The organism is Pseudomonas sp. GM60 (genome assembly GCF_000282415.1).
Classification (GTDB): Bacteria; Pseudomonadota; Gammaproteobacteria; order Pseudomonadales; family Pseudomonadaceae; genus Aquipseudomonas; species Aquipseudomonas migulae.
This window is the reverse complement of the sequence record NZ_AKJI01000069.1, coordinates 1-21,859: the sequence shown is the minus strand read 5'-3', so window position 1 is coordinate 21,859 and position 21,859 is coordinate 1. Positions and strand designations below refer to the sequence as shown.

General features: G+C 60.5%; 23 protein-coding genes. 11 read left to right on the top strand and 12 right to left on the bottom strand.

The window, feature by feature from the left end:
• Positions 1-193: 193 nt before the first annotated feature.
• The 5 genes from rluB to PMI32_RS12310 form a co-directional block, all read right to left on the bottom strand.
• Positions 194-1,447 (bottom strand): 23S rRNA pseudouridine(2605) synthase RluB, encoded by a 1,254-nt coding sequence (gene rluB / locus PMI32_RS12290; protein ID WP_008030465.1) that lies wholly within the window; start codon positions 1,445-1,447, stop codon positions 194-196.
• 377 nt (positions 1,448-1,824) lie between these two features.
• A complete protein-coding gene (scpB, locus tag PMI32_RS12295; RefSeq protein ID WP_008030463.1) occupies positions 1,825-2,805 on the bottom strand; it encodes an SMC-Scp complex subunit ScpB in 981 nt (326 codons plus the stop codon).
• 11 nt (positions 2,806-2,816) lie between these two features.
• Entirely contained in the window at positions 2,817-3,638 is an 822-nt protein-coding gene (locus PMI32_RS12300) for a segregation and condensation protein A (RefSeq protein WP_008030461.1), read from the bottom strand.
• Positions 3,639-4,268 carry an L-threonylcarbamoyladenylate synthase gene (locus tag PMI32_RS12305; protein ID WP_032828809.1) on the bottom strand — a complete coding sequence of 210 codons (630 nt, stop codon included), beginning with the start codon at positions 4,266-4,268 and terminating at the stop codon, positions 3,639-3,641.
• A 13-nt stretch (positions 4,269-4,281) separates the two neighbouring features.
• Positions 4,282-5,145, bottom strand: coding sequence for a PHP domain-containing protein (locus PMI32_RS12310; protein ID WP_008030458.1), 864 nt, complete (start codon positions 5,143-5,145; stop codon positions 4,282-4,284).
• Positions 5,146-5,232: 87 nt separating this feature from the next.
• Here PMI32_RS12310 and PMI32_RS12315 point away from each other — a divergent pair, with 87 nt between their 5' ends.
• From PMI32_RS12315 to PMI32_RS12340, 6 genes are all read left to right on the top strand, one after another.
• A complete protein-coding gene (locus PMI32_RS12315) occupies positions 5,233-5,829 on the top strand; it encodes a septation protein A (RefSeq protein ID WP_008030456.1) in 597 nt (198 codons plus the stop codon).
• 1 nt (position 5,830) lies between these two features.
• Positions 5,831-6,130, top strand: a complete 300-nt coding sequence (locus tag PMI32_RS12320) for a YciI family protein (RefSeq protein ID WP_008030454.1) — start codon at positions 5,831-5,833, stop codon at positions 6,128-6,130.
• Positions 6,131-6,239: 109 nt separating this feature from the next.
• Positions 6,240-6,653, top strand: a complete 414-nt coding sequence (locus PMI32_RS12325; protein ID WP_008030452.1) for an SH3 domain-containing protein — start codon at positions 6,240-6,242, stop codon at positions 6,651-6,653.
• Positions 6,654-6,660: 7 nt separating this feature from the next.
• Positions 6,661-7,338, top strand: a complete 678-nt coding sequence (locus PMI32_RS12330; protein WP_008030451.1) for a response regulator transcription factor — start codon at positions 6,661-6,663, stop codon at positions 7,336-7,338.
• A gap of 264 nt (positions 7,339-7,602) precedes the next feature.
• Entirely contained in the window at positions 7,603-8,052 is a 450-nt protein-coding gene (locus PMI32_RS12335; RefSeq protein WP_008030449.1) for a hypothetical protein, read from the top strand.
• A 186-nt stretch (positions 8,053-8,238) separates the two neighbouring features.
• The gene (locus PMI32_RS12340; RefSeq protein ID WP_008030447.1) at positions 8,239-9,579 is read left to right on the top strand and encodes a sensor histidine kinase; all 1,341 of its coding nucleotides are present in this window, start codon (positions 8,239-8,241) and stop codon (positions 9,577-9,579) included.
• 105 nt (positions 9,580-9,684) lie between these two features.
• Here PMI32_RS12340 and PMI32_RS12345 read toward each other — a convergent pair whose 3' ends face one another.
• On the bottom strand, positions 9,685-10,251 hold the full coding sequence (locus PMI32_RS12345) for an NAD(P)H nitroreductase (RefSeq protein WP_008030443.1): 567 nt from the start codon (positions 10,249-10,251) through the stop codon (positions 9,685-9,687).
• 122 nt (positions 10,252-10,373) lie between these two features.
• Here PMI32_RS12345 and PMI32_RS12350 point away from each other — a divergent pair, with 122 nt between their 5' ends.
• A complete protein-coding gene (locus tag PMI32_RS12350; RefSeq protein ID WP_008030441.1) occupies positions 10,374-11,828 on the top strand; it encodes a TrkH family potassium uptake protein in 1,455 nt (484 codons plus the stop codon).
• Here the strand turns inward: PMI32_RS12350 and PMI32_RS12355 are convergent.
• Positions 11,785-12,846, bottom strand: a complete 1,062-nt coding sequence (locus tag PMI32_RS12355; protein WP_202949139.1) for an AraC family transcriptional regulator — start codon at positions 12,844-12,846, stop codon at positions 11,785-11,787. The genes PMI32_RS12350 and PMI32_RS12355 overlap by 44 nt on opposite strands.
• A gap of 160 nt (positions 12,847-13,006) precedes the next feature.
• Between PMI32_RS12355 and PMI32_RS12360 the strand changes: the two genes are divergently transcribed.
• Together PMI32_RS12360 and PMI32_RS12365 are read left to right on the top strand one after the other, a co-directional pair.
• Positions 13,007-13,318: an Mpo1-like protein gene (locus PMI32_RS12360; protein WP_008030437.1), complete on the top strand. Its 312-nt coding sequence runs from the start codon at positions 13,007-13,009 to the stop codon at positions 13,316-13,318.
• A gap of 37 nt (positions 13,319-13,355) precedes the next feature.
• The gene (locus PMI32_RS12365) at positions 13,356-13,946 is read left to right on the top strand and encodes an HD domain-containing protein (protein ID WP_008030435.1); all 591 of its coding nucleotides are present in this window, start codon (positions 13,356-13,358) and stop codon (positions 13,944-13,946) included.
• Positions 13,947-14,052: 106 nt separating this feature from the next.
• On the opposite strand, the gene PMI32_RS12370 is transcribed toward PMI32_RS12365, so the two are convergent.
• Positions 14,053-14,868: a UDP-2,3-diacylglucosamine diphosphatase gene (locus PMI32_RS12370; RefSeq protein ID WP_008030433.1), complete on the bottom strand. Its 816-nt coding sequence runs from the start codon at positions 14,866-14,868 to the stop codon at positions 14,053-14,055.
• A 135-nt stretch (positions 14,869-15,003) separates the two neighbouring features.
• Here PMI32_RS12370 and PMI32_RS12375 point away from each other — a divergent pair, with 135 nt between their 5' ends.
• Positions 15,004-15,762, top strand: coding sequence for a helix-turn-helix transcriptional regulator (locus PMI32_RS12375; RefSeq protein ID WP_008030432.1), 759 nt, complete (start codon positions 15,004-15,006; stop codon positions 15,760-15,762).
• 78 nt (positions 15,763-15,840) lie between these two features.
• Entirely contained in the window at positions 15,841-16,734 is an 894-nt protein-coding gene (locus PMI32_RS12380; protein WP_008030430.1) for a DMT family transporter, read from the top strand.
• Here PMI32_RS12380 and PMI32_RS12385 read toward each other — a convergent pair.
• The 4 genes from PMI32_RS12385 to recQ all read right to left on the bottom strand — a co-directional run bounded on the left by PMI32_RS12385 (position 16,728) and on the right by recQ (position 21,572).
• Positions 16,728-17,015 (bottom strand): Rdx family protein, encoded by a 288-nt coding sequence (locus PMI32_RS12385; RefSeq protein WP_008030428.1) that lies wholly within the window; start codon positions 17,013-17,015, stop codon positions 16,728-16,730. The genes PMI32_RS12380 and PMI32_RS12385 overlap by 7 nt on opposite strands.
• Positions 17,016-17,060: 45 nt before the next feature.
• Positions 17,061-18,752, bottom strand: a complete 1,692-nt coding sequence (locus PMI32_RS12390) for a motility hub landmark protein FimV (RefSeq protein ID WP_008030426.1) — start codon at positions 18,750-18,752, stop codon at positions 17,061-17,063.
• 128 nt (positions 18,753-18,880) lie between these two features.
• Positions 18,881-19,315 carry a MarR family transcriptional regulator gene (locus PMI32_RS12395; RefSeq protein ID WP_008030423.1) on the bottom strand — a complete coding sequence of 145 codons (435 nt, stop codon included), beginning with the start codon at positions 19,313-19,315 and terminating at the stop codon, positions 18,881-18,883.
• Between the two features lie 130 nt (positions 19,316-19,445).
• Positions 19,446-21,572: a DNA helicase RecQ gene (gene recQ / locus PMI32_RS12400; RefSeq protein WP_008030420.1), complete on the bottom strand. Its 2,127-nt coding sequence runs from the start codon at positions 21,570-21,572 to the stop codon at positions 19,446-19,448.
• Positions 21,573-21,859 lie beyond the last annotated feature (287 nt).

The window sequence follows — 21,859 nt, the reverse complement described above, 5'->3', positions numbered from 1 at the left end:
CTATTTTCCACCCTGACTGTGGCAGTGCTCCCACTGACGCCTTCGCGGGCAAGCCTCGCTCCTACAACGGCACCGAACCTGTAGGAGCGAGGCTTGCCCGCGAAGACGGATTCACAGACAACTCACCACTTAAGTCAGCGCAAAAAAAAAACGCCAACCCGAAGGTTGGCGTTTTTCATCTGCCGCTCAGCCCTTACTCAGGCTTGCGACGACCGAAGCCCGGACGCTGGCCCGAACCGGCTGGCGCGCCGCGGCGCTTGCCCGATGGTTTGTCACCCTCGACCAGCTTGATCCCCGGACGTTTTGGCGCTGGCTTGGCCGGGCGCTTGGTGTCCGATGGACGATCCGCCACTGGCGTACCGCGACCAGACTCTCCACGACCCGCGGGGGCACCGCGGCCTTCGCCACGTTCAGTGCGACCGTTGGCCGGACGCGGCGTGCGTGGACCACGCTCGCCGTCGGCGCGGGGCGCTGCTGGCTTGCGGGCTGGACGCTCGCCTTCGATATGCGGCTCACGGGTATCGCGCGGTGTAGCAGCGGACTGGTTACCGATGGCAGGACGCAACGAACGCACGCGCTCGGTCTTGCCCATCGGACGCGACGATTTACGCTGCATACGGTCGAGCTTGTCTTTGCTCTTGGCGTTCATCTGCGGCATGGCCACAGGCGTCAGACCCACTTCCGCACTCAGAATGTCGACTTCGTACTGGCTCATTTCGCGCCAGCGACCCATCGGCAGGTCGGAGTTGAGGAACACCGGACCGAAACGCACGCGCTTCAGACGGCTGACCACCAAGCCCTGGGATTCCCACAGACGACGAACTTCACGGTTGCGACCTTCCATCACCACGCAGTGGTACCAGTGGTTGAAACCTTCGCCACCTGGCGCTTGCTTGATGTCGGTGAACTTGGCCGGGCCGTCTTCAAGGACGACGCCTGCCTTCAGACGCTCGATCATCTCGTCATCGACTTCGCCACGCACACGTACCGCGTATTCACGGTCCATTTCGTAGGAAGGGTGCATCAGGCGGTTGGCCAGTTCACCGTCGGTGGTGAACATCAGCAGGCCGGTGGTGTTGATGTCCAGACGGCCGATGTTGATCCAGCGACCTTCTTTCGGACGCGGCATCTTGTCGAACACGGTCGGACGGCCTTCCGGGTCAAGGCGGGTGCAGATTTCACCATCGGGCTTGTTGTACATGATCACGCGGCGTACCGACTCGGCGGCTTCTTCGCGCTTGATCACCTTGCCATCGATGGTGATGGCGTCATGCATGTCGACGCGCTGCCCGAGGGTGGCGTCTTTGCCGTTGACCTTGATGCGGCCGTGGCTGATCCAGGCTTCTACGTCACGGCGCGAGCCGACGCCGATACGGGCGAGGACTTTCTGCAGTTTCTCGCCTGCTGGGCCGATTTCCTGGTCGTCTTTCTGGTCGTTGATACTCATCTGGGCACCTCCCGGTGTGGTCTGTTCAGGCGGCTCTGAATTGAGCGTCCTGAAGAGTTGAAAGCTTGTACTCGGGCGAAGGGATCGCCGAAGGGTCGCGAATCATACGCTCATGTCGGCGTTTGCGCATCAGAGACTAGCTGATGAATGGCCAGTTACCTGGATTTCCGCCGACCGGTGGTATCGTGTTTGATCAGACGCAGCGCCGCTTCGGTGAGGATTGGGCAGACGCTGATGCTGGGGGCTTTCCAACGCAACCTTGTAGGAGCCGGCTTGCTGGCGATGGCGGTGGGTCAGTCGACATGTTTAGCGGCTGACCCACCGCTATCGCCAGCAAGCCGGCTCCTACAAGGGTCTCATCGTCTACGAGATTTGGGTCAGTCTTCGAACTCGCGGCGTTCGGCTTCGATGGCTTCGGCGAGGGCCCGGGCTTCGGCTTCTTCATCGGACAACTCGGGTTCGGGCTCGGGTTTCGGCTGTTCGAGCGCGGCGACGGCGGCCAGGAGTTTTTCGCGCGCCTCGGCCACACCGAGCACATCATCTTCCCGTTCTTCTTCGACGGTGGCTTCTGGTTCGACTTGAAGCTCAGCCTCAATGACCGCTTCCGGCTGCGCCAAAACCTCTTCGGTCACGCTCATCTCGCCATCGCGCAAAATGTCATCGAAGTCGGTCTTGAGCCCCTCCTCCATGGTGTCCAGCTCCAGCAACAACGTATGGAAACTGGTTTCTTCCTTCGGCTCTTCCGGCTCGGCGCTGGCGTCCGCCAGTTCCTGCAAACCGGCTGGCACGGGCGCATCGTCGAAGTCGAGCACCGGGTCAGGCTCCAGCTCGCGCAGTTCTGCGAGCGGCGGCAGATCGTCAAGATTCTTCAGGTTGAAATGATCGAGAAACGCCTTCGTCGTCGCAAACATCGCCGGTTTGCCGGGCACGTCGCGATAACCGACGATGCGAATCCACTCCCGTTCCAGCAACGTCTTGACGATGTGACTGTTGACCGCCACGCCCCGCACGTCTTCGATCTCGCCCCGGGTGATCGGCTGGCGATAGGCAATCAGGGCCATGGTTTCGAGCATGGCGCGGGAATAACGCTGCGGGCGCTCTTCCCACAAACGCCCGACCCACGGCGAGAATTTTTCGCGGATCTGCAGGCGATAGCCGGAGGCGACTTCCTTCAGCTCGAACGCACGGCCGTCGCAGGACTTGGCCAGGATCGCCAGGGCTTTCTTGAAGACCGGCGGTTCCGGCCGCTCGCCCTCCTCAAAGAGTTCGAACAGGCGTTCAAGCGATTGCGGTTTTCCCGAGGCCAACAGAAAGGCTTCAAGCAGTGGCGCCAGCTCGCGGGGTTCAGTCAGGTTCATGATTCAACTCGTTATTCGGCTCGGGCTCGCACGTGGATCGCCGCGAACGGCTCATTCTGCACCAGCTCGACCAAGGATTCCTTGACCAGTTCGAGGATCGCCATAAAGGTCACCACCACCCCCAGGCGTCCTTCTTCAGCGGTGAACAGCTCGACAAAGGGCACGAAACCTCCCCCCTTGAGCCGCTCCAGCACGTCGCTCATGCGTTCGCGCGTGGACAGCGCCTCGCGGCTGACCTGGTGGCTTTCGAACATGTCGCCACGGCGCAGCACCTCGGCCATGGACATCAACAACTCCGACAGACTCACATCCGGCAACAGCTTGCGCGCCCGTGCTTCCGGGGCATCCAGCTTGGGCACCACCACATCACGACCGACGCGACTCAGGCCATCGATGCCTTCGGCGGCTGCCTTGAAGCGCTCGTATTCCTGCAAGCGACGGATCAGTTCGGCGCGCGGGTCGTCTTCTTCGTCTTCGATGGTTTCGGCGCGCGGCAACAGCATCCGCGATTTGATTTCGGCCAGCATCGCGGCCATCACCAGGTACTCGGCGGCCAGCTCCAGGCGCACCGACTGCATCAACTCGACGTAACCCATGTACTGGCGGGTGATTTCCGCCACCGGGATGTCGAGGATGTTGATGTTCTGTTTGCGGATCAGGTACAGCAGCAGGTCGAGGGGGCCTTCGAAGGCTTCGAGAAAAACCTCGAGCGCATCCGGCGGAATGTACAGGTCCAGCGGCATTTCCAGCACCGCCTGGCCATAGACCATAGCGAAAGGCAGTTCTTGCTGGGCGCCGGCCTGACTGTCGATAACGGGTTCTACTGCAGACATTTACGCCTCGGCCATGAACGGCGTCGGGTCGCCGCAACCGACGCGGATCACTTCCGGCTCGCCATCGGCGAGGTTGATCACCGTGGACGCCTTGATCCCGCCGAAACCGCCGTCGATGATCAGGTCCACTTGATGCTCGAGCAATTGGCGCATTTCGTAAGGATCGCTCATCGGGTCGGTGTCGCCCGGCATGATCAGCGTCACGCTCATCAGCGGCTCGCCCAGTTCTTCCAGCAGCGCCAGGGCAATCGGATGGCTTGGCACACGCAGGCCGATGGTGCGCTTTTTCGGGTGCAACAACAGCCGCGGGACTTCACGGGTGGCGTTGAGAATGAAGGTGTAAGGCCCCGGCAGGTGCGCCTTGAGCACGCGGAAGGTGCCGGTGTCGATCTTGGCGAACAGCCCGAGTTGCGACAGGTCGCTGCAAATCAGCGCGAAGTTGTGCTTCTCGTCCAGTTGACGCAACCGGCGCACGCGTTCCACAGCATTCTTGTCGCCGATCTGGCAACCAATGGCGTAGGAAGAGTCTGTGGGATAAATCACCACCCCGCCGTTGCGGATGATCTCGACAGCCTGTTTGATCAGGCGCGCTTGCGGGTTTTCCGGATGTATCTGGAAAAATTGACTCACATTCTCTACCTGTTCAGACGGCGGCAATAATTGGGTCATGTTTGAATCGACACCACAGTGGTGGCAGATCCTCCGGGAGCGGGCGGTATTCACCGATCTCGGACCAGCCTCCAGGGCCATGAAAATCACTGCCAGCGCTGACCAGCAGACCGAACTCACGGGCGAGAATCGCCAGGCTGCCCACTTGCTCGGCGGGCTGATGGCCATTGACCACTTCGATAGCGTGGCCCCCAGCTTGAATATAGTCAGAAATCAGGCGGCGACGCTTGCTGCGAGTGAAATCGTAGTGCCAGGGATGCGCCAGGCTCACCCAGGCTTTTGCGGCGCGCAGGGTTTCGACGGTTTCTTCCAGGGTCGGCCAGTGTTGCTTGACGTCCCCCAGTTTGCCGGCGCCCAGCCATTTGCGGAACGCTTCGGCGCGATCCTTGACGAAACCTTCACGCACCATCCAGTCAGCGAAGTGCGGGCGAGCCGGCGCGTTGCCGCTGTCGCCCAGTTCCTGTTGAATCGCCCGGGCGCCCTCCAGCGCACCCGGCATACCCTTCAACGCCAGTTTGCGGCTTATTTCTTCGGAACGTAGCCAACGGCCATCGTGCAACTTGGCGATGGCATCGACCAACGGCGCTGCATTGACATCAAATCCGTAGCCCAGCACATGAATGGTTGCGCCGCCCCAGGTGCAGGACAACTCGACGCCGTTGACCAGCTGCATCCCCAACGCCGTTGCGGCGCTACGGGCCTCATCGAGGCCTTCAAGGGTGTCGTGATCGGTCAAGGCCAGGACTCGCACGCCTTTCTCGAACGCACGCGCAACCAGAACCGCAGGCGCCAGGGCGCCATCGGAGGCCGTGCTATGGCAGTGCAAATCAACATTCACAGGGATGTGTAACCTCAAATCAGCCGGCGCTATCGCGCGCCCATATGTTTGTTATTATGCCGCCACATCCTGCTTCTGGCTGCCACTGTGAAACAATTCATCGATTTCATCCCGCTCCTGCTGTTTTTCATCGTATTCAAAATCGATCCACGGGTCGTCGACATCGCCGGTCATCCAGTGACTGTAGGCGGTATTTACAGCGCCACGGCAATGCTGATCATCAGTTCCCTGGTGGTGTACGGCACGCTCTTCATCAAGCAGCGCAAGCTGGAAAAAAGCCAATGGCTGACGCTCATCGCGTGCCTGGTCTTCGGTAGCCTGACACTGGCGTTCCACAGCGAGACCTTCCTGAAATGGAAAGCCCCGGTGGTCAACTGGCTGTTTGCCCTGGCGTTCATCGGCAGCCACTTCATCGGTGACCAGTTGCTGATCAAGCGCATCATAGGCCACGCACTGACCCTGCCGGACCTGGTCTGGACTCGCCTGAACATCGCCTGGATCGCATTTTTCCTGTTCTGCGGTGCCGCCAACCTGTTTGTCGCGTTCACGTTTCAGGAATACTGGGTCGACTTCAAAGTCTTCGGCAGCCTGGGCATGACGCTGTTGTTCCTGGTCGCTCAGGGTATTTACCTGTCCCGCCACCTGCACGACGCCGATACCACTACGCCAAAAACCGAGGACTGACATGCTTTACGCAATCATTGCCACAGACGTCGCCAACTCCCTGGAAGCCCGCCTGGCCGCACGGCCTGCACACCTTGAGCGCCTGCAAGTGCTCAAAGGTGAAGGTCGTATCGTATTGGCCGGTCCGCACCCGGCAGTCGACAGCAATGACCCGGGCGCTGCGGGTTTCACCGGCAGCCTGATCGTCGCCGAATTCGATTCCCTGAGCGCCGCCCAGGCCTGGGCCGACGCCGACCCGTACATCGCTGCAAGCGTCTACGCCAACGTTTTGGTCAAGCCGTTCAAGCAAGTCCTGCCGTAAAATCCCCCCGTGCGATGAACCTTCCCGGTTCATCGCGCTCTCAATCGCTCATTATTCTCGTTTGCCTGCCGATAACCTGCCCAATAATCGATTGGATTCAGGAGCTCCGATGCGCAAAGGTCCGTTGTGTCTGATGTTGGTCACGTTGTCGATCGTGGCGCCCGCCCACGGTGAAGAAAGTGCCGCCGGTGGTAGTTCGACGCCTCTGTCCTTGAGCGCCGGGAGCCAGATCAGCGAGTTGCAGCAACGCTTGAAGGTGAGCGAACAGCAACGAGAAGAATTGAGCAAACAACTGCAAAGTGCAGATGCCGAACGCGAAAGCGCTCAGCTGAGCCGGTTGCGCCAGGAGAATCAGCGTCTGAAGCTGCAACTCAAGGAAGCCCAGGCCAGCAGTCCGCTTCCGCGCTTTTTGACAGACCAGCAGCAATGGTTCGTGATCGGCGCAGGAGTTGCGCTATTGGCCCTGCTCTGCGGTATCTTCGCCAGTGGTGCAAGTCGAAAACGTCGACAATGGCTAAATTGAGTGAGTCATGAGCGAGCTGTTATTAATTGATGACGATCAGGAGCTGTGTGAGCTTCTGGTCAGTTGGCTGAGCCAGGAAGGCTTTCATGTCCGGGCTTGCCACGACGGTCAGAGTGCTCGTCGTGCGCTGGCCGAAACGTCCCCGGCGGCGGTGGTGCTGGATGTGATGCTGCCGGACGGCAGCGGCCTGGAACTGCTCAAGCAATTGCGCAGCGACCATCCGGAATTGCCGGTGCTGATGCTCTCGGCCCGCGGCGAGCCTCTGGACCGCATCCTGGGCCTGGAACTCGGCGCCGACGATTACCTGGCCAAACCGTGCGATCCACGGGAACTGACCGCCCGCCTGCGTGCCGTCTTGCGCCGCAGTCATCCGGCGGCGGTGTCCAGCCAGCTTGAACTGGGCGACCTGTGTTTCAGCCCGGTGCGCGGCGTGGTCAGCATCGATGAACAGGAATTCACCCTCACCGTCTCCGAAAGTCGCTTGCTCGAAGCCTTGCTCAAGCAGCCGGGCGAACCGCTGGACAAACAGGAACTGGCGCAGATCGCCCTCGGTCGCAAGCTCACCCTGTACGACCGCAGCCTGGACATGCACGTCAGCAACCTGCGCAAAAAGATCGGCCCCCACCCCGACGGCCGCCCGCGCATCGTCGCCCTGCGCAGCCGTGGCTATTACTACAGCCTCTGAAACCTCGCATTCCCCTGTAGGAGCCGGCTTGCTGGCGATAGCGGAGTGTCAGTCAGCATAGTCTCCGCCTGATCCACCGCCATCGCCAGCAAGCCGGCTCCTACAGGGTCGGTGTGGTGTCAGGTCAACACGGCGCCGGGGTTTGTCAGGTGGATGCCAAATCGTCTTTACCCAAGCTTTACGCTCCGCTGACCGCCGCTGACCTTGATCTGCGTAATCTGTACTCATCCGGAACGTACCGGGAACGAGACAAGGAGATTCACCATGCGCAAGACTCTTATAGCTCTGATGTTCGCTGCCGCCCTGCCAACCGTTGCCATGGCCATGCCTGAAGGCGCCGGCCCGATGGGTGGTTCGATGGACGGCTCGCGCCACGGCGGTCAGATGCACGGCATGCACGGCAAAGGCCCGTACAGCCAACTGGACCTGAGCCGCGAACAGCGCGAGCAGATCCGCAAGATCATGGGCGAGCAGATGCACGAGCGTAAGCAAGTGGTCGACAAGTACCTGGAAAAACTCTCGCCGGCGGACCAGAAAGCCATGAAAGATGAAATGGCCGCCAACCACAAGAAAGCCGAGGCCGATGTGCGCGCCCTGCTGAAACCGGATCAACAGAAGCAATTCGACGAGATCCAGAAAAAACAGGCTGAGCGCCGCGCCGAATGGGCCGAGTTCAAGGCCTGGAAAGCGCAACAACCGCAAAAAGCGCAATAATGCGCTGACCCCGGACCCAACGGCTAACCCCGTTGGGTCTGACTCCATTCAATCTAATGTAGGAGCGAGCCTGCTCGCGATTGACGTCAACGATAATGCTGGGCATCAGGCACCCCGCGTCGTCCATGCGTTTTTCGCGAGCAGGCTCGCTCCTACATTTGGATTTGTGTTTTTTGAGGATTTTCTGTGCGCTCATTGTTCTGGCGTATCCTGGCCAGCTTCTGGCTGGCCATCGCTCTGGTGGCAGGGCTGTCCATTCTGCTCGGGCACATGCTCAACCAGGACGCGTGGATTCTCAGTCGCCACCCGGGCCTCAACACCTTGCCCGAAGAATGGACGCAAACCTACGAAGCCCAGGGCGAAGAAGCCGCCCAGGACATTCTCGAACAGCGCAAACGCCAGTATCACATCGACGTTCAGGTGCTCAACGAAAGCGGCGACCCGCTCGTTCGCGGTACCTTTCCGCGCCGCGCCGCCGCCTTCGAAGCACGGCAGAACAACGATGACCGACGCCTGCCATGGCGGCGTCTGACCGCCGAGTACACCAGTGAAAAAACCGGCGACACCTACCTGCTGATTTATCGTATTCCGCACCCGGAGCTGGACTCATGGCACCGCGAAAGCCTGCTCTGGCCCCTGAGTGCGCTGGGCATCGCGCTCGTGGTGCTGACCCTGTTCAGCCTGTTCGTGACCCTGTCCATCACCCGACCGCTAAGCCGCTTGCGCGGCGCGGTGCATGATCTGGGGCAAACCACCTATCAGCAGAACAGCCTGGTGAAACTGGCCAACCGCCGCGATGAGTTCGGCGTGCTCGCCAACGATTTCAACCGCATGGGCTCACGCCTGCAAAGCCTGATCGGCAGTCAGCGCCAATTGCTGCGCGATGTGTCCCACGAGTTGCGCTCACCGCTTGCCCGGTTGCGCATTGCGCTGGCACTGGCCGAACGGGCCAACCCTGAGGAACGGGAAAAACTCTGGCCACGCCTGACCCGCGAGTGCGACCGCCTCGAAGCGCTGATCAGCGAGATCTTGGTACTGGCACGGGTCGATGCCGACAACGCCAGCGCAGAAGACGTTGATCTGAATGCGCTGCTCAACTCGCTGCAAAAGGATGCGCAACTGGGTTCGCCGGAGCAGAACGTTCGTCTCGACGCAGAACCGCAACTGAATCTCAAAGGCTGGCCGACAATGATCGAGCGCGCCGTGGACAACCTGCTGCGCAACGCCCAGCGCTTCAACCCGGTGGGGCAATCGATTGAAATGCAGGCAGTGCGTCAGGGTGAGCGGATTGTGGTGAGCGTGCGTGACCATGGGCCGGGTGTCGACGCCGAGCATCTGAGCCAGTTGGGTGAGCCGTTTTATCGGGCGCCGGGGCAGACGGCAGCGGGGCATGGTTTGGGATTGGCGATTGCACGCCGGGCGGCGGAACGGCATGGCGGGAGTCTGGTGTTGGCCAATCATCCGGATGGCGGGTTCATTGCCAGTCTGGAATTACCTTTAGTACCCGGGGCTGTCGTCCAACCCTAAAAGCTTCGCGGGCAAGCCTCGCTCCTACAGGTTTATGTCAGTCACAATGCTGTGGCACGACACCTAACCCTGTAGGAGCGAGGCTTGCCCGCGAAGCATTTGATCTTAGGGTTTGGAAGGCCAGGCGCTGACGAATTCAGCCAGATCGACTTTATCTGCAACGCGCGGTTCTTTCAGCGGCGTTCCCAGGTACAGGAAAGCAATCACCTCTTCCCCTTCAGCCAACCCCAAGCCCTTGGCCACATGCGCCGAATACGCCAGCTCACCGGTGCGCCAGACCGCGCCGATCCCTTGCGCATAGGCTGCCAGCAGAATCCCGTGCGCCGCACAGCCGGCCGCCAGCAACTGCTCGGACTTCGGATACTTGACGTGATCCTGCAACCGCGCGATCACCACGACCACCAACGGTGCGCGCAGCGGACCATTGCGGGCCTTGTCCAGCACCGCTTCGGACGCTTCGCTGTCCTGAAGTTTCGCGGCTTCGGCCAGCAACTCGCCCATTTGCTCGCGCGCTGTGCCTTCGACTGTCAGGAAGCGCCAAGGCTGCAAGTGGCCGTGATCCGGCGCACGCATCGCGGCGTTAAACAGCACTTCGCGCTGCTCGGCGGTAGGGGCCGGGTCGACCAGTCGTGGAACGGAAACACGGTTGAGCAAAGCGTCGAGAGCCTGCATCGGCCACCTCCTGAAAAAAATGTACGGCTATTCTAGCTGCAAGTGCCACGGGGATGCCGGTTTACATGCCCTGCCCCACGGGTAGAATGGCGCCCTTCCTACTTTCAGCCCGAGCGGACTTCATGGCGTTGCCGACCTTACGTCTCATTGGTTTCATCATCGGCCTCTTCCTGATCACGCTGGCGATCGCCATGGTCGTGCCCATGGCCACCCTGTTGATTTTCGATCGCACCGGCGATCTGCCGTCGTTCCTCTGGGCCAGCATGATCACCTTTGTCGCCGGCCTGGCGCTGGTGATCCCCGGCCGCCCCGAGCACGTGCACTTGCGCCCGCGGGACATGTACCTGCTGACCGTCAGCAGTTGGCTGGTGGTGTGCATCTTCGCGGCGCTGCCATTCCTGTTGACCCAGCACATCAGCTACACCGACTCATTCTTCGAAAGCATGTCCGGGATTACGGCCACCGGCTCAACGGTGCTCAATCACCTCGACGACATGTCCCCCGGCATCCTGATGTGGCGCTCGTTGCTGCACTGGATCGGTGGCATCGGCTTTATCGGCATGGCCGTCGCGATTCTGCCGTTGCTGCGTATCGGTGGCATGCGGCTGTTTCAGACCGAGTCGTCGGACCGTTCCGAAAAAGTCATGCCCCGTTCGCACATGGTGGCGCGTTTGATCGTAGCAGCCTACGTCGGCATCACCATTTTCGGCAGCCTGGCGTTCTGGTGGGCCGGGATGAGTCCGTTCGATGCGATCAATCACGCGATGTCGGCGATTTCCACCGGCGGTTTCTCCACGTCCGACCAGTCACTGGCCAAGTGGACGCAACCGGCGGTGCACTGGGTGGCGATTGTCATCATGATTCTCGGCAGCTTGCCGTTCACCCTGTACGTGGCGACGTTGCGTGGCAACCGCAAGGCGCTGATCAAGGATGAACAGGTTCAAGGTTTGCTCGGCATGTTGCTGGTGACGTGGCTGGTGCTCACCACCTGGTACTGGTGGACCACTCAGTTGCATTGGCTGGACGCGCTACGGCATGTGGCGCTGAACGTGACGTCGGTGGTGACCACCACCGGTTTCGCACTCGGGGACTACAGCCTGTGGGGTAATTTCTCGCTGATGCTGTTCTTTTATCTGGGCTTTGTCGGCGGTTGCTCGGGATCGACTGCAGGCGGGATCAAGATTTTCCGTTTCCAGGTCGCCTACATTCTGCTCAAGGCCAACCTTAACCAGTTGATTCACCCGCGCGCGGTGATCAAGCAGAAGTACAACGGCCATCGCCTTGACGAAGAGATCGTGCGTTCGATCCTGACCTTTTCGTTCTTCTTCACCATTACCATCTGTGTGATCGCCCTGCTGTTGTCGCTGCTCGGCGTCGACTGGATGACCGCGCTGACCGGCGCCGCCAGCACCGTTTCCGGGGTCGGCCCGGGACTGGGCGAAACCATTGGCCCGGCGGGCAACTTCGCCACCCTTCCGGATGCCGCCAAGTGGATTCTGTCGTTCGGCATGCTGCTCGGCCGACTGGAGATCATTACGGTGTTTGTTCTGTGTATTCCGGCGTTCTGGCGTCACTGACCTGGTTCGGCGCATCCATCAGCCGCACCCGGTACTCGCCGGGGGTGGCATCGAACCAGCGTCGGAAGGCGCGGAAGAAATTGCTCGGATCGGCGAACCCCAACAGGTAGGCAATTTCCAGCAGGGTCATGCTCGGTTGCGCCAGATACTGCTCGGCCAGTTCGCGCCGGGTGTCATCGAGCAGCGTCTGAAAACTCGTGCCCTCTTCCTGCAAGCGTCGCTGCAACGTGCGTTGCGACAAGTGCAGCGTCTGCGCCACGGTATCGCGCTTGGGTTCGCCCTGGGGCAGTAAACGGCACAACACCTGACGCGCCTTGTGGGTCACGCGGCTCTCGGAAAACCGCGCCAGGTATTCCCCGGCAAATCGGTCATGCAGCAGCGCCATGGCCTCATTGGCGGTTGGCAGCGGTGCTTCCATGTCGGCGCGCTCGAAAATCAGCGCGTCATAAGGTGCGTTGAACACCAGCGGCGCATGGAAGGCTTGTTTATACGGTTCGAGATCGACGGGCTGTTCGCCCTGCACCAACACCTTGCGCGGTTGCAGGGTGCGCCCGGTCAGCCAGCCGCACAGCGCCAGCGCGCAGGCCAGCGAGGCTTCGGCACTTTGTCGGGTCGGCGGCAGATGGTCGCCGTGGACCGTCAGAATCAGGGCATACCCCTCATCCAGCAGACGGAAACTCAGGTCGGCACTTTCGGCGATGATCCGCTGATAACGCACCAGGCGCTGAAAGCCTTCGGCCAGGGTCTGACTGGACATCAAGGCGTACCCAGCCACATGGAATGACGCCGGTCGCACGACCTTGCCCATGTTCAGGCCAATCGCCGGGTTACCGGACAGCTCGACCGCGCGCTGCCACAGGCGTGTCATGGAATCTTGCGGGAAGCGCGCATCCGGATCGTCCAGTGACGCGTAGTCGAGCCCCAGCTGCTTGAACAGAACCCGGCAATCCAGGCCGTCCATCTCCAGTGCTTTGACAATCCCCATCGCCCAGCTTGCAGAAGTCGTTCGTTCACTCATGGCGTTTACTTACATGGTGAGCCGCATGCTACGGCCAATTTCCGAAGGATACTAAAGTGGCGCCCATTGTCACTGGCTGATGCCAATGATCACTCTAGACTCAAATAAGCTACCCGCAGAACAACTTGCAGTCAGAACAATAACCACAGAGATCGCAGTCGTGGAAAACATCAGACGTTTCAACAGCTTCGCTGAGTTTTACCCGTATTACCTCAGCGAACACAGCAACAGTACCTGCCGACGATTGCACTTTATTGGCACGACGCTGGTTATTTGCATTCTGGCGCTGACCATCGGCAAAGGTGCCTGGTCGATGCTGCTGGCCATTCCGCTGGCGGGCTACAGCTTCGCCTGGGTCGGGCATTTCTTCTTTGAAAAGAATCGTCCTGCAACCTTTCAACATCCGTTTTACAGCCTGCTCGGCGATTTTGTGATGTTTCGCGACATGATTCTGGGCCGCGTACCGTTCTAGGCGCAGCCGCTATAGAAAAGCAAAGAGAGACTAGCCGATGAATGCCAATGCCCGCTTCACCCACATGCAGGACGGCACGCAGGAAGACTGGGCGATCATCGCCGCCGACTTCAGTGCCTACGCGAGGCAATTACCACAACGGATCATGGCGCACCTGAAACTGCTGGAGGGTGATTTTGGCGGGTTCCCGGTGGATCGTCTGACCCACTCCCTGCAAACCGCCAGCCGCGCCTGGCGCGATGGCCGCGACGAGGAGTACGTGGTGTGCGCCCTGCTTCACGACATCGGTGACACGTTGGGCTCCTACAACCACCCGGACATCGCGGCGGCGATCCTCAAGCCATTTGTCAGCGCCGAGAATGTGTGGATGGTGGAGAAACACGGGATTTTCCAGGGGTACTACTTTTTCCATCACTTGGGGATGGACCGGCATTTACGCGAGCAATTCAGCGGGCATCCGCAGTATCAGGCGACCATCGAGTTTTGCGCGAAGTATGATGCGGCGGCGTTTGATCCCGAGTATGAAACGTTACCGCTGAGCTTCTTCGAGCCGATGATGGAGCGGTTGTTTGCTCATCCGAAGAACTCGATTTACAGGGCGGCGATGCAAGAACACGCGCCGGCCTGACAGATTTGCGGTGTCAGGACTGGCCTCATCGCGGGCAAGCCTCGCTCCTACAGGCTTGCGCTGGCCCTGTAGGAGCGAGGCTTGCCCGCGAAGGCGTCTGACCTGCCTACGCGGGTTCGGCGACTTTGATGGCCTTCAACTCCGCCTCCCGCGCCTGGGCATCCGCCAGCCGGTACAACTCGATCGAGCCATCCCAATGCTCGATCAGCGCCGTACACGACTCCACCCAATCCCCGCAATTGAGGTAATCCACCTCGCCGACCTTGCGAATCTCGGCATGGTGAATGTGCCCGCACACCACGCCATGCAACTCGCGTTTGACGCATTCGTGGGCGATGGCTTCTTCGAAGTCGCTGATGAAGCTGACCGCGGTTTTCACTTTGTGCTTGAGGTACGCCGACAGTGACCAGTAACCGTAGCCATACCGGGCACGCCAATGGTTGAGCCAACGGTTGAGGGTCAGGGTGAATTCGTAAGCCGAGTCGCCGAGGAACGCCAGCCAGCGGTGATAGCGGGTGATCACGTCAAACTGGTCGCCGTGGATCACCAGCAAATGACGGCCGTCGGCGGTCACGTGCACGGCCTCATCCACCAACTGGATGTTGCCCAGAATCAGCTTCGAGTAACGGCGCAGGAATTCGTCATGGTTGCCGGTGACATAAATCACCTCGGTGCCGCGCTTGCTCATGGTCAACAAACGACGGATCACGTTGGTGTGCGCCTGAGGCCAGTACATGCCGCCGCGCAGCTTCCAGCCATCGATGATGTCGCCGACCAGGTAGATCTTGTCCGCGTGGTAGCCCTTGAGAAACTGCGACAAGTGCTCGGCCTGGCAATCCCGGGTGCCCAGATGCACATCGGAAATCCACAAGGTCCGCACACGTTGCTTACGACTGGGTTTGGCGAGCTCGGCGCTGGTCATGGGCAACCCTCTGCGATTGTTTGCGCAAGCTTGCGCCGGTCGGGTTAATTGCCCATGACAGGGACAAGTCAGTCCTGTGACAACGCACATGAACGCCCTCGGTGTAGACTGGCAGCCTTAATCGGGAGACCTGCGATGAGACCGATCCTCACGCTGCGCCAATACACTCACGACCTGATCGTCCACAGCCACGACCACGCGCAACTGGTGTTCGGGTTGTCGGGTGCGCTGGATTTCGAGGTCGACGGGCATGGCAGCCAGGTGGTTCAGCAGAGTTTCGTGGTCGTCCCGTCCGGCTTCCATCATGCGTGCGGCAGCGCCAATGGCAGCCGCTGCCTGGTGCTGGATGTGCCGAGCGATCAATGGGTGGTTCAGTCCCTTGGCGAGCACGCCGATGCCAGCCGCCGCTTGCTCGACAACGCCGGGCGCCTGCCGCTGGATGCCGGGCAAAGCCAATTGGTCAGTTGGTTGGCGGGCAGTCAGGTCAGCGACCCGCTAATCGCGCAACAAGGCGCGGTGCTGTTGCTGGCCAGCCTCAACAACGCCAAAAGCGAAGGGGTGGGCGGTCGGCGCCTGCCGTACGCCGCATTGAATGCGCACATCGATCAATACGCGGCCTATCCGCTGCAAGTGGCCGATCTGGCGCGCATTGCCGGGCTGTCCAGCGCTCGGCTGCATGCGCGATTTGTCGCTGAATGCGGGCAGACGCCGATGGACTACATCCGCAGCCGTCGTTTGCACATGGCCGTGAGTATGTTGCGCGATTCAGCATTGCCCGTTGGCGAGATTGCGAGTCGGGTCGGCTACAGCTCTCAAAGTGCATTTTCAGCGGCGGTGCTGCGGGAGTTTGGTGTCTCTCCCGGCAAATTGCGGCGCGAGGCTGGCGACAAATGATGCGAGCCTGACGACAGACAGGCATACCGACAGCCCTCTAGACTGCACCTCTGTTGGTTGTGTTTATCAAGGATCGCAATGACTCCCCGTACCGCCCTGGGCGCACTGCATATCGGCGCATTGATGTTTGGCCTGACCGGCGTGTTCGGCAAACTCGCCGCCGCCTCCCCCGCCGTTATCGTCTTCGGTCGTGCGGCCTTTGCCGTACTCGCCCTGGCCCTTTTCGCACGGTTCGCCAGCAATACTCGCTGGCAAAAACTCGACGCCGTGGACTGGCGCCGATTGCTGCTCAGCGGTTTGTTGCTGGCCGGACACTGGGTGAGTTTCTTCATTGCGGTAAAGGTGGCGGGCGTGGCGATCGCGACCCTCGGTTTCGCCAGTTTCCCGGCGTTCACCGTGATCCTGGAAGGGTTGATCTTCCGCGAGCGGATTCGCGCCAACGAGATCCTGCTGGTGGTGCTGGTGAGTGTCGGGCTGGTGCTGGTCACGCCAGACTTCGATCTGGCCAGCGGCGCCACCACCGGCCTGTTATGGGCGGTAGGTTCTGGCCTGCTGTTCGCGTTGCTGTCGCTGACCAACCGCGCCAGTTCCGGGAGAATTCCGCCGGTACAGGCTGCGCTGTGTCAGAACGTAGTGGTCGCGTTGTGTTTGCTGCCAGTGGCGGCACCGCAACTGAGCGAAGTGCGCACTATTGACTGGCTGTGGATCGGCCTGCTGGGAATATTCTGTACCGGCGTCGCTCACAGTCTGTTCGTCGCCAGTCTCGCGGTGATCAAGGCACGAACCGCCGCCGTGGTATTTGCGCTGGAGCCGGTGTACGGCATCACCATGGCGTGGTTGCTGTTCGATGAAAACCCGACGCTGCGCATGCTGATCGGCGGCGCGTTGATCATCGTCGCGATTGTCGTGTCCAGCAGGCTCTCCGGCGGTTCAAGCAAGAAAGCGGTCGCTGCCGAAGCCGCGTCTCACTGAGTGCGGTCGTTGTGGCCCAGGTCGCGGTCCGGATCAATCTGATCGCGGACTCGCTGCTTGAGTACCTTGGCCTCCGGAAAACCGCCGTCAGCCTTGCGCTCCCAGATCTGCACATCGTTACAGAAAATGTGAAACACGCCACCGGTGCCCGGCACCAGCGACACCTTGCCCAAATCGTCGCCAAAGGTACTGAGCAGTTCTTGCGCCAACCACGCCGCACGCAACAGCCATTGGCATTGCGTGCAGTAAGTGATGACGATTTCCGGTTTATGCGCGGTCATGATGGGCGAAACTCCTGAGCCAAGGGGCACCGCCATGATAGAGCGTCAGCGGATACCGGCCAACAACGTCCGCGCAGTCTGTTTGAGTGGCTCATCACCGTCCTTGAGCAACTCGTTCAGCAGTTCGATGGCGCTGTCCAGATCGCCGTCATCGATGCAGGTCTGAGCCTGTTCCAGTTTGCCTGTGTTGGTCGGCTCCCCGGGCTCCGGTCTCAGCGGTACAAGCTCAAGCGACTGACCTGCATCGGCGAATTCGTTGAGAAAATCGTCGTCCAGAGACTGTGAGTCCGGCTCGGCGATCCATTCCAGCTCGGGCTCGCCCAGGGTCGGTTCTTCGGGTTTGGGCGATTCGTCCGAGGGTTTAGGGTTTTCGAATGGACTGACCAGGTCCCAACTCGAATCCATCGACAGGTCCTCCAGGTTCAACTGGAACTCATCGCCCGGCGCTGCTTCGGATTTTACCGGGGTCGTGATAACGGTGGTCACCGCCTCGGGCACCGCACTGTTCAGTTTCGGGTAGCGGGCACGGATTTCCTGAAGTTGTCGGGAATCGAACCCGGACTCTCGCAAGCTGCTCTCCTGCGCATCATAGGCTGGCACATCCCCTTGTTTACCGAGGACTTCCAGCAGTTGCACCGCCAGATCCGTGCGCTGTGGTTCCTTGACCAGGGCTTCTCGCAACAATGCCGCCGCTTCGGAAAAACGCCCATACGTCAGATAGATGCCCACACCCTCCAGCACATCGCCAGACGGCGTCTCTTCGTGATGGACAGGGGCGGCCTTCACAACCGGCGCTACGGTTCGATCAAGCACCGGTTCATGCCGCGACGGTAAAACCGGGAGATCTTCGGGCAACGCCTGAATCTGCTGTCGTTGCCGACGAACAATCAGCCCCAGCACCAGCCCCAGCAGCACCAGCAACCCGATAATCAGCGGCCAGTTGAACGCCTCGGGCTCTTGTGCCACGACCGGGGCGGGCACCACGGCTTGCGGCGTGACTGGCGGTGCTTGCTGGACCTCCGCCAGGCGGGTTTGCAATTCGGTGATCTGTTTTTTTTGGCCGGCGATCTGTTCGTCCTGAGCCTGCAGCTTCGCATTCAACTCATCGACGGTTTTCTGCAGCTGCTGATTTTGCAGCACGCTGGCAGCCAGCTGTTGTTCTGCGGCGGGATCAATCACCGGTACAGCGGCCGGCGGCTCAACCTTCGCCTGGGCGGTTTTCTTCGCCACGGGTGGGGGCGCAACGGCAGGTGTAACGCTCGGAAATGGAGAGTTCGGTGAACTGGCGGCGGGTTCGTCAGTGACCGGAGTAATCCCCGGCGTTCCCGGAGGATCGATCAGCACGGTGTACTCGCGCAGCACACGGCCGTTCGGCTGGTTCAGTTGCACGAGAAAATTCAGGAAGGGTTCGTTGACCGCTTTGTTGGAGCTCACCCGGATCAGGCTGCGATTGCCCCGCAGGATCGGCGTGAACTTCAGGTCATTGAGAAAGAAAAGCCGTTCGACACCGGCACGGCTGAACTCGTCTGCCGTCGCCAGGCTGACCGACAGCTCGCCCTCCTCCAGACCGGCGGCGTCCACCAGGGCGATGTCGGCACGCAACGGTTGATTGAGCGCCGAATGCAGGGTGATCTCACCCAGGCCCAGTGCAGGCGCCAATGTCGAGTAGCTGACAACCCCACCGGCCAGCAGCAGCCTGGCGCAACACCGCAATACAACGTGCCAACTCTCGAGCATGAGCATCCCTTAGATAACCAGAACCAACCAGTGCGTGTTCGCACATCCGTTACGAACACGATATTGCCTGGTAGTTCTTTATAGTCTGCCCAACGGGGTATCTCAAAAAGTCGGCGCTTGCTTATGCCTCAAGATTTTTCCAGGTTGGCCAGAATGTGCCCGTGGACTCGCATGCAGACCTTCAAATCCGCCTCATCGACGCCGTCGAACAACTCGTGGCGCAGTTGAGTGGCAATGGTTTCAATTTGTTCGATCAGGGGAAGGGCCGGTGCACAGAGGACGATTTTTTTCGCCCGGCGATCTTCGAGCACTGCCTGGCGCTGAACCAGGCCCTGGCTTTCCAGGCTGTCGAGCAGTCGTGCCAGGGTGGGTCCTTCGACGCCGACGCTTTGCGCCAATTCACGCTGGGTCGGGGCGTCGTCAAAACGCGCGAGGTGCAGCAGCACCAGCCAGCGCGCCTGAGACAAACCCAGGCCGGCCAGACGGCGGTCCAGTTCGGCACGCCAGCCGCGCGACATCTGGGCCAGTTGCATGCCAAAGCGGTGTTGATCGGTTAACGGCATAAAACACTCATGGTTAGACTGAAATAGAGAAAAACTAATTATTAGTCAGCTAAGCATGACCCTTGGCTTGAGGCAAGGTTTGCTCTGTACTGAATCGTTACATCAATACAACCGTTTCAGGATTTGAGCGTCAGATCTCGAATTCCGATTGCAGGGCGGCACGTACGCAGTACAAAACACCTTCCGGCACACGACCGGCGAACAGCGCAGCAATCTCCGCCACCGGCGGCAACTCGCCCTCACCGTCGAGGAACGCGTCCTGCACTTCCCCCATCAAGTCTTCGGGCAGATCAAGCGCCTGTTCCAGCGACAACTGCTGCTTGCCAATGGCCTCGGCGAGCATGGTGTAGACATTCTTTTCCGAACATTGCAGCTGACCGGCGATTTGCAGCGGCGTCATGCCGGCCCGCGCGAGCGTTATCAATTCGTGGCGTACGTCGGCCACCACTTTTGGTGCCTCGACCTGACCGCCGAGAACTTCGAGGAAGGCCTCGCCGTAACGCTCCAGTTTGCGCGCACCGACACCGCTGACCGTGGCCATTTCCGACAGCGAGGTCGGCTGGCTGCGGAGCATTTCCAGCAAGGTCGAGTCGGGGAAGATGACGTACGGCGGCACCCCATGTTCCTCGGCGAGCTTGCGGCGCAAGGCGCGCAAGGCTTCCCACTGTTCGCGCTCTTCGCCGCGAACCAGTTGGCTTGCCTGGCTCTTGCTGCTTTTCGCCGTGGTTTGCGGCTTGAGGTCGCGACGCAGTTCCAGGGTCACTTCGCCCTTGAGCAGCGGTCGGCAGGTGTCACTCAGGCGCAGGCCGCCATAGCCTTCGAGATCGATGTCGGCCAGACCGCGAGCCACCAATTGGCGAAACAGCGAGCGCCACTCACTCTCGCCCATCGACTTGCCGACACCGTATACCGACAGGTGTTGATGGCCGAAGCTGCGGACCTTTTCGTTGTCCTTGCCCAGCAACACATCCACCAGATGCCCGACGCCGTAACGCTGGCCGGTTCGATAAATCGCCGAGAGCGCCTGACGGGCCGGTTCGGTAGCGTCCCAGGTCTGCACGCCGTCAACGCAGTTGTCGCAGTGACCGCACGGCTCGGGCATGTCTTCGTCGAAGTAGGCCAGCAAGGTTTGACGACGGCAGCGGGTTTCTTCGCAGAGCGAGAGCATGGCGTCGAGCTTGTGATGCTCCAGACGCTTGTGGCGCTCGTCACCTTCGGAGTTCTGCAACATCTGCTTGAGCATCACCACGTCTTGCAGGCCGTAAGCCATCCAGGCATCCGCCGGCAGACCGTCACGGCCGCCGCGACCGGTTTCCTGATAATAAGCCTCAAGGGATTTCGGCAAATCGAGGTGAGCAACAAAACGTACGTTGGGTTTGTCGATGCCCATGCCGAACGCCACGGTGGCAACCATGATCAGGCCTTCCTCGTTGAGGAAGCGCTTCTGGTGCAGCGCTCGTGTTTCGTTGGGCAGGCCGGCGTGGTACGGCAGCGCCGGGAAACCCTGCTCGCTGAGGAACACCGCCACTTCGTCGACTTTCTTGCGTGACAGGCAATAGACAATGCCGGCATCGCTGCGCCGCTCGGCGAGGAACGCCAACAACTGTTTGCGCGGCTGCTCCTTGGGCACGATGCGGTAAAAAATGTTCGGGCGGTCGAAACTGGAAAGGAAGCGCTCGGCATCCTGCAAGTGCAAACGATCGACGATTTCTTCACGAGTACGCTTGTCCGCCGTCGCGGTCAGGGCGATGCGTGGAACATTGGGAAACAGTTCCGCCAACTGGCCCAGTTGCAGATACTCGCGGCGGAAGTCGTGGCCCCATTGGGACACGCAGTGGGCTTCGTCGATGGCGAACAGGGCAATTTCAAGGCTTTGCAGGAAGGCCAGCATGCGTGGCTGGACCAGACGTTCCGGCGCGAGGTAGAGCATCTTCACTTCGCCGCGCTTGATTCGCGCGGCGAGATCCCGCTGCTGCTCGGCGCTTAGCGTGGAGTTCAACGCAGCGGCAGCGACGCCCAATTCTTCGAGGGTCGCGACCTGGTCGTCCATCAGCGCGATCAGCGGCGACACCACCACCGCCAGCCCTTCGCGCAGCAGCGCCGGCACCTGGAAGCACAGGGATTTACCGCCACCGGTAGGCATCAGCACCAGGGCGTCGCCGCCACTGGCCACGCGCTCAATGATTGCACCCTGACGGCCACGGAAACTGTCGTAGCCGAAGATGTCCTTGAGGACGCGTTGAGCCTGTTCGAGCATAAAAACTCCAAAAATCACCGAAACATCCCTGCAAGGCTGGTTCAGAACCACGCAGGTTGCACTGACAAATCGTAAGTGCGCATTGCATGACGCTTCACATTTCAGCCGCGACGCCAGCAGGGCATCACAAAGCGCGGGAGTATACCCGAGGGCTTCCTTGCAAAGGGCGCCGCTTAGAAGAGGATGCTGTGTACATATCCGTTTCTGCGGTAACGGCTGCTATTGGTTTCGCCCTTACGGCGAGTTACTTGGAAAAGCGCCAAGTAACCAAGCGCTCTTGCCCCTTT